Genomic DNA, 7,354 nt, shown 5'->3' with positions numbered 1-7,354 from the left:
GCAAGCGGAGGCAGACATGACAGGTCGCTACGAGCTTTCGAGTCAGCGCTGGGCATTGATTGAAGATATCGTTTCCCCTCCCCAGACCATGGGCCGTCCTCGCCGGGATGATCGACAGATGCTCAATGGTATCTTCTGGATCCTTTGCTCCGGCGCCAAATGGCGTGATCTACCCGAACGCTACGGCCCTTGGAAAACGGTTTATCAGCGTTTTCGCCAATGGCGGGACGACGGAACGTTTGAGCGCGTATTGACTCGTCTGCATCTGCGGCTTCGCCAGGATGGCTTTATCGATCTGGATGCCTGGATGGTGGACTCTACGACCATTCGAGCTACCCGTGCCGCGGCAGGAGGCGGAAAAAAAGGGGCCCGGACGAACCTGTAGATCATTGCCTGGGACGCAGCCGGGGTGGGTTAGGTACCAAGATTCACCTGCTTTGCGATGCCAATGGTTATCCGCTGAGCTTTACCCTCTCGCCTGGTCAGCAGGCCGATTCGCGCAACTTTATTCCGTTACTAGATCAGGTGCGTCTTCCTGGCTCTCAGGGCAGACCACGTAAGCGTTGCCGGACAGTGATCGCGGACAAGGGCTACGATAGTGAAGGGTTGCGTCGCTATTGCGACCGCTTCGGTATGCAGCCGGTGATTGCTCAGCGCACGATGCACCGCAAGCCCCGGACAGGTCTGCCTCGCCTGTTTGATAGGCCCAAGTATCAACAGCGTAACGTGATCGAACGGCTATTCGGTTGGTTAAAGGAAAAGCGTCGGCTCTGTACTCGCTTTGACAAGCTGGCTAGCAGCTTCAAGGCCATGGTTACGCTGGCCTGTATCGAGCGATGCATGCGTGCCGACTTTTCAGACAAACCCTAGTGACAGAGCAGGATTTACAGCAGCTTGAAACGATGGCGTGTAACTACCGCTCTGTAGCTGCCAATAGTGGCAACCGAGGAGTACCTTACAGGGTCGGGGATGTGTTCAAGTTTACGGCTCATCAGTTCCGACATACCTTTGCCTGGTTCATCATAGCTAATCGTCTAGGTGATCTGGACGATATCAAATACCAATTCAAACATCTGCACCGCGCCATGAGCCTTGTCTACGCTGAAAGAGGCTTCCAGTCATTTAATGAGCTCAGAGCTGTGATTGAGCATTTTGGAAATCTCCTGAATAAGCGCTCACTAGACGATATTGTGCAAGCAGCTGAAACAGGTATTGTCGCCGGTGGTGGCGGTGAGCGATTGACCCGTATGCTGCAGGCTCTTAATAGTACAGAGGAGGAAATGATATTTGGCACCGATATACAGCCGCACTTTCATGAAATAAAAGACATAATCAAATTCATGACTCGACACAGCGACTCCATTCGAGGCCTACCTCACGGGTACTGTATCAAGGGACCGTCATGCAAGATCAAGAATATAGCTGATCCCTCCCACTGCCTTTACTGCGACACATATTTTACAACCCCAAAGCATCTTCCCTACTGGAAGGCTATAAAAAGCAATTGTGAGAGTAAGCTTGCCCGTATTTCGGCAATGCCTGATCACACACAGCAGCAGTTTCAAGTGTTCAAGCAGTCACTGGAGGACAACCTGTTTGCGGCTAACAAGATCATTTGCCGCCTCCTTCCTGATGACATGACTACAAAAAGGGCGACGTGATGGATGAAAGCACAAATACTAGAGATCAGCTTCTTCAGGCTATAGATCAGCTTGTAAATTCAGGTGGTAGCATCAGTATTAGTGCGGTTGCGGCTATATGTGGTGTCTCGCACTCACTCATTTATAACCGTTACCCGGACCTCAAAGAAAGGATCAAAGAGTTCAAGCGTGTTCAGAAAGACCGGCAAAAAACGACGACTGATCAACAGCTAATTGACAATTTGTTAGCTAAAAATAAGGTCTTGTTAAAAAAGTTAGAGGTGCAAGAAAAAAGACAGGAAGAAAAAAACCTTAACCAACTACTAGCCCATCTCCAGCAAGTGTACTCTATGTATGATCAGTTACTTGAAGACAGAAACAGACTTGTAGAAAGGTTGAGCAAGCCCTGATACAACCTAAACCAGGTAAAACACTCTAGAGTGATCGCCTGACTAAGCTGCTGACGCCCATTAAGCCTAGGCAGCGTGCTGCTTAGATGGTTGTAGCAGAGCCTTGTCGTGCTTGCTCTAAGATTTTGGTTAGGGCGCATACATCTCCATCAGACTGAAGGGCAAGCCAAATGGTCTTGTATCTAACGGATCATTGCCCTAGGTCTTTATCGAGTTTGCGCAACCTATTATGCCCCCTAGAAAATTCGAAGAAAAACTGAGCCATCCCCTGGCAAGGTGCAAACTGCACGTCCATGATGGGCTTCAATGATGGCTCTTACCGACATGTGTATCGGCAGCCTCGGAAAGCGTATTAGCGACGTCTATATCGGTAAGCCGCTGAAGAATTCCACAGTCTCCGATAGCCTGCTCTACTGCGCACCGCCGACCCAAGTCATTTAATTGCTCCTCCAACGCCTGAAGCGCGTTGATTCGAGTCCTGACATGCTGGATATGCTCATTGATCAGATCGTTAACGCTTGAGCAGTTGTCGCGAGGATTTTCCTTGAAGCGCAACAGGCTACGAATCTCATCCAGGGTCATGTCAAGTGCACGGCAGTTGCGAATGAAGATTAAACGTTCAACGTGTTCAGCGTTGTACAGGCGATAGTTTCCCTCGCTGCGTTCAGGCTCCGCCAAGAGACCTTCTCTTTCGTAATAGCGGATTGTTTCAACCTGACAGCCTGTTCGTTTGGCCAGTGTCCCTATTTGCATGGATTTTCCTCTTTTACTTGACCCTGTAGCTGCTACAGGGTGTTCACTCTACACGTGATTTATATAGAGGACATCCTGATGTCAAATTGTTGTGGCCATGAGCCTGCCCCCAAGAAGGCTCAGGACAGCTGCTGTAATTCCACGGCTACCTCCCCTGAGTGTGGTTTAAAATCTGCGGTGTTTAATCCTGTAAAGCTTACTAAACCACAGGTGCGCCAGATTGCGTTAAAGATTGAGGCTATGGATTGCCTTACTGAAGAGCGCTTGATCAGGCAAAAGCTGAAAGCCTTGAATGGCATTTCATCATTAGATTTCGACCTGAGCAATCGCACGCTATTGGTTGGACATACCTTGTCTTCTGAAACGCCCATCATTGAAGCGATAAAATCGCTGGACATGCAGGCAGAACCATTAGAAAGATCAAAGCATCCCACCAGCTGCTGCGCACCGAAGCCAAACCCAGTAGCTGCTGTAAGCTGCTGTGGCGGTTCTACCATTAAAACTGCTCATACTCATACTACGCCCTCTGCTTCTCAAGGCGGACAATTATCCCTTTTCAAAATTGAACAGATGGACTGTCCTACTGAGGAAGGTCTGATCCGGAACAAGCTTGAAGGTATGGCTGGAGTCCAGTCTTTGGAATTCAACTTACTCAAGCGTACTCTTGGTGTTAGGCATCTGTTGCCCTCAGAAGAGCCTATAAAAAGGGCCATTTTCTCACTGGGCATGAAGGCTGAACCCATCAACGATACGACCCGTACACGCATACGGATCATGCAGATGGACTGCCCTACTGAGGAAAAGCTTATCCGTGACAAGCTTTCACGGATGGAGGGCATACTTGGACTGGACTTCAACCTGATCCAGCGCGTGTTGACGGTACACCATGATCCTGAAGTGCTTACGCCGATGCTGGACAACATACGCGGCCTGGGTTTTACACCAGAGCTTGAAGCCGATACGTCTCAACAAACCGCTTCATTGCCCGCGGCAAAGAAATGGTGGCCGTTGGCATTAGGGGGGATGAGCGCGTTAGGTGCTGAACTCCTTCATTTTACCCAGGCCGCACCTGAATGGTTAGTTGCTGCGCTGGCCCTGGTTGCTGTGCTGGGAAGTGGTTTAAGCACTTATAAAAAAGGCTGGATTGCACTTAGAAACCGAAATTTGAACATCAATGCCTTGATGAGTATTGCGGTCACAGGTGCCCTCCTCATCGGTCAATGGCCAGAGGCCGCAATGGTCATGGTGCTCTTTGCCATTGCCGAGCTGATTGAAGCAAAGTCCATTGATAGAGCTCGTAATGCTATTAAGGGCCTAATGCAGTTAACACCCGACCAGGCTACTGTCTTGCAAGCTGACGGCCTTTGGGTTGAAAAAGCCGTCAATGATGTACTGGTCGGTGATCGAGTTCGTGTCAAGCCCGGTGGGCGCGTAGGGCTGGATGGTATAATTGAGCAGGGTAGCTCAAGCGTCAACCAGGCCCCCATTACAGGTGAAAGCCTTCCTGTTGAAAAGGCTCCCGGCGATATGCTTTTTGCAGGGACAATCAATCAGGAGGGAGCTTTGGAATTCAGGGTGACTGCGCCGGCCAGCCAGTCGACGCTTGCTCGCATCATTCATGCAGTAGAAGAAGCTCAAGGCAATAAGGCGCCTACTCAGCGCTTTGTTGATCAGTTTTCAAGGATCTACACGCCAGGCGTTTTCCTGTTTGCTCTGGCCGTAGCGGTGCTTCCCCCGCTTGTTATGGGCGGTGAGTGGTTTACATGGATTTACCGTGCTTTGGTGCTGCTGGTTGTGGCGTGCCCCTGCGCGCTCGTGATTTCTACGCCGGTTACCATAGTGAGCGGACTGGCTGCGGCGGCCCGCAAAGGTATATTGATCAAGGGAGGTCTATATCTTGAAACAGGCAGCAAGCTGACTCATCTAGCCTTTGACAAGACCGGTACGCTTACTCATGGCAGACCCGAGCAGACTGACTATTTTCCTGTCGAAATGCAGGCCTCTCCCGATGTGTATGCGTCGGTGGCTGCAAGTCTGGCTAACCGCTCGGACCACCCTGTTTCTAAAGCCATCGCTAACGCATCGCTGCGAAAAGGAATTTTCATACAGGAGGTAGATCATTTCGAAGCGCTGGCTGGACGTGGTATTAGAGGAAAGATCGGCAGTCATATCTATCTGCTTGGCAATTACCGTTTGGCTGAAGAGCGAAAGCTTGTTTCCGATTGGCTGAAATCCAAGACCCAGGAACTGGAACGACAAGGCAAGACCGTTGTGATGTTGATGGATGAAAGCCGTGTGTTTGCGTTGTTTGCCGTTGCAGACACGGTTAAACCCTCAAGCCGTGAAGCCATTAGTGCCTTACAGACCCTGGGAATCAAAACCCTGACCTTAACAGGGGATAATCCTTATACCGCTCAGGCTATAGCATCACAAGTCGGTATCGATCAGGTTCGTGGTAACCAGTTGCCTGACGATAAACTTAGCGCTGTAAAGGAACTCCAGCAAAAGGGCTATGTAGTCGGAATGGTCGGTGATGGTATCAATGATGCCCCCGCCTTGGCTCAGGCTGACATCGGCCTGGCGATGGGCGCTGCAGGTACAGATACTGCTATTGAGACAGCAGATGTTGCACTCATGGACGATGACCTGCGAAAAGCAGCGGATTTCATTCGCTTATCGCGTCAGGCAGCTACTGTGCTGAAGCAAAACATCAGTTTTGCGATTGGAATCAAGGCTATATTCCTGATTTTTACATTAACAGGGCATGCCACCATGTGGATGGCAGTGTTTGCCGACATGGGTGTAAGTCTACTGGTTGTATTCAATGGTCTGCGGCTTTTGAGACAGTAGTAGCGTTCTGATTTGTGAGAACTACAAGCCCCTGACCATCAGGGGCTTATCTTTTAGGCTCAGAGTACATTGCCTTATTGAGCCCTGACCCTTCTTACAAAATTGTAATTTTCAGCTCACCTCCCTGTTATCCAAGGCTTGTAACGATAGCGCCTGGTCTTCAGAAGACAGCCTTTTGAAGAGCCCAATAATAAGACGCAAGGCAATTTCGTAATCGACCTGCCGATTAATAGGAGCATCAGTGATGAGCAATAAGGCTAAGCTTTCGCTTGTAGCCCTGGCAGTTGTATGGGGAGCAGCCCAGACTGCGGTCGCCCAGGAGACAGGAAAAGGCGATGGATTTATTGAAGGAAGCAGTCTGACCCTGACGAACCGAAATTTCTTCTTTAACCGAGACTTCCGGCATGGACAGTCAAGCGCAACGGGCAACGGTTATTCTGAAGAGTGGGCTCACGGCGTAATGGCTGTATTTAAGTCTGGATTTACACAAGGTACTGTAGGGTTTGGTGTCGACGCGTTTGCCATGCTAGGTCTGAAGCTTGACACTGGTAGTGGCCGGTCCGGCGCCGGAGGAAGCATTGATTTACTTCCCCATAACAGTAGTGGTGAGGCTGCAGATAATTATTCCAAACTGGGTGGAGCAGCCAAGGTCCGGTTGTTCGATACCGTGCTTAAAGTGGGTGATGTCTTTCCGATAACGCCCGTTGTGCAATACGGTGATTCACGTCTACTACCCGAAAGCTTTAAGGGTATTACCCTTGAAAATAGCTCCTTTGAAGGGTTGACGCTTCAGGGTGGACGCCTGCACGCCATGAGTCAGCCCAATACGAGTAGCATGCGCGATGAATTTGTTACCTTTTATGGAGGACAGGTAAACTCTCCATGGATTGGGTATCTCGGAGGTGATTACACCGTTAATGACTATGTAAAATTCAGCCTCTATACCAGTCGGTTAAAGGATGCCTGGGATCAATACTATTTTGGTACCTCGGCCAGCTATCCCCTGTCCGATACTGTTGCGCTGATTGGGACCTTCAACTACTACAAGGCAGTTGATGAAGGCAAAGAGCTTCTTGGCCGCTTCAATACCAATATATGGAGCGCCAGTACCGGTATCCAGTTTGGGGCGCACACCGTTGCAGTCGCCTATCAGCGCAACAACGGCAATAACGACTTTGACTACCTTCGTCAGGCTGACTCGATCTACCTCAACAACTCTATCCAGTATAGCGACTTCAACTCGCCCAAGGAGCAGTCCTGGCAACTTCGCTATGATCTGGACATGACCAGCTATGGAGTACCGGGTCTTTCCTTTATGACTCGCTATGCCCGAGGTTGGGACGCTGATTACTCTCAGGCAAACGATGTGTATATGCGGACGGATGATGAAGGTAATCCGCTTACCAATCAGAAGCGTTGGGAGAGGAATGTTGAGATCAAATATGTCGTTCAGACCGGCACCCTTAAAGATATGTCGTTCCGGATGCGACAGGCTACGACTCGTGCTACCAGCTTTGAGTCCGACCTTGATGAAGTCAGATTGATAGTTGAATACCCTTTGGAAATTCTTTAAATCATTTATTTATTGAATATCAACGCTGTAACTCATCCATACAACCGGCTGGGGGTAAAAAGCTTTCAATATTGTAATGTTCACCTCACCTTGGCGATAACTTGTCTTAGGGAAGGTCTGAAAAAGAC

Annotated in this window: 6 protein-coding genes; 5 read left to right on the top strand and 1 reads right to left on the bottom strand. The window is 49.7% G+C overall.

What is annotated here, in order from left to right; all coding sequences use genetic code 11:
* Positions 1 to 16: 16 nt before the first annotated feature.
* The 3 genes from B3729_RS05875 (at position 17) to B3729_RS05865 (ending at position 2,050) form a co-directional block, all read left to right on the top strand.
* Positions 17 to 870, top strand: a protein-coding gene (locus B3729_RS05875; protein ID WP_181123804.1) for an IS5 family transposase whose coding sequence is annotated in 2 segments (ribosomal slippage) — positions 17 to 365 and positions 365 to 870 — 855 coding nt in all. Because the reading frame shifts where the segments join, the coding sequence is not laid out codon by codon here.
* Positions 871 to 971: 101 nt separating this feature from the next.
* Entirely contained in the window at positions 972 to 1,661 is a 690-nt protein-coding gene (locus B3729_RS05870) for a hypothetical protein (protein WP_033352015.1), read from the top strand.
* A complete protein-coding gene (locus B3729_RS05865; RefSeq protein WP_286787377.1) occupies positions 1,661 to 2,050 on the top strand; it encodes a TetR/AcrR family transcriptional regulator in 390 nt (129 codons plus the stop codon). Before B3729_RS05870 ends, B3729_RS05865 begins: the two co-directional genes overlap by 1 nt.
* Before the next feature lie 303 nt (positions 2,051 to 2,353).
* Here the strand turns inward: B3729_RS05865 and cadR are convergent, their stop codons facing one another.
* On the bottom strand, positions 2,354 to 2,803 hold the full coding sequence (cadR, locus tag B3729_RS05860) for a Cd(II)/Pb(II)-responsive transcriptional regulator (protein WP_286787376.1): 450 nt from the start codon (positions 2,801 to 2,803) through the stop codon (positions 2,354 to 2,356).
* A gap of 240 nt (positions 2,804 to 3,043) precedes the next feature.
* Here cadR and B3729_RS05855 point away from each other — a divergent pair, with 240 nt between their 5' ends.
* The gene (locus B3729_RS05855) at positions 3,044 to 5,653 is read left to right on the top strand and encodes a heavy metal translocating P-type ATPase (RefSeq protein ID WP_286787375.1); all 2,610 of its coding nucleotides are present in this window, start codon (positions 3,044 to 3,046) and stop codon (positions 5,651 to 5,653) included.
* A 244-nt stretch (positions 5,654 to 5,897) separates the two neighbouring features.
* A complete protein-coding gene (locus tag B3729_RS05850) occupies positions 5,898 to 7,226 on the top strand; it encodes an OprD family porin (RefSeq protein WP_073450586.1) in 1,329 nt (442 codons plus the stop codon).
* Positions 7,227 to 7,354: the final 128 nt, after the last annotated feature.

The organism is Pseudomonas sp. UBA3149 (assembly GCF_002364655.1).
Lineage (GTDB): Bacteria > Pseudomonadota > Gammaproteobacteria > Pseudomonadales > Pseudomonadaceae > Chryseomonas > Chryseomonas luteola.
The sequence above is the reverse complement of the archived record's forward strand: the minus strand, read 5'-3'. Positions and strand labels throughout refer to the sequence as shown.

Coding starts and splice junctions, on each gene's coding strand:
- B3729_RS05865 (WP_286787377.1), top strand. CDS start 1,661: ATGGATGAAAGCACAAATACTAGAGATCAGCTTCTTCAGGCTATAGAT.
- cadR (WP_286787376.1), bottom strand. CDS start 2,803: ATGCAAATAGGGACACTGGCCAAACGAACAGGCTGTCAGGTTGAAACA.
- B3729_RS05855 (WP_286787375.1), top strand. CDS start 3,044: ATGGATTGCCTTACTGAAGAGCGCTTGATCAGGCAAAAGCTGAAAGCC.
- B3729_RS05850 (WP_073450586.1), top strand. CDS start 5,898: ATGAGCAATAAGGCTAAGCTTTCGCTTGTAGCCCTGGCAGTTGTATGG.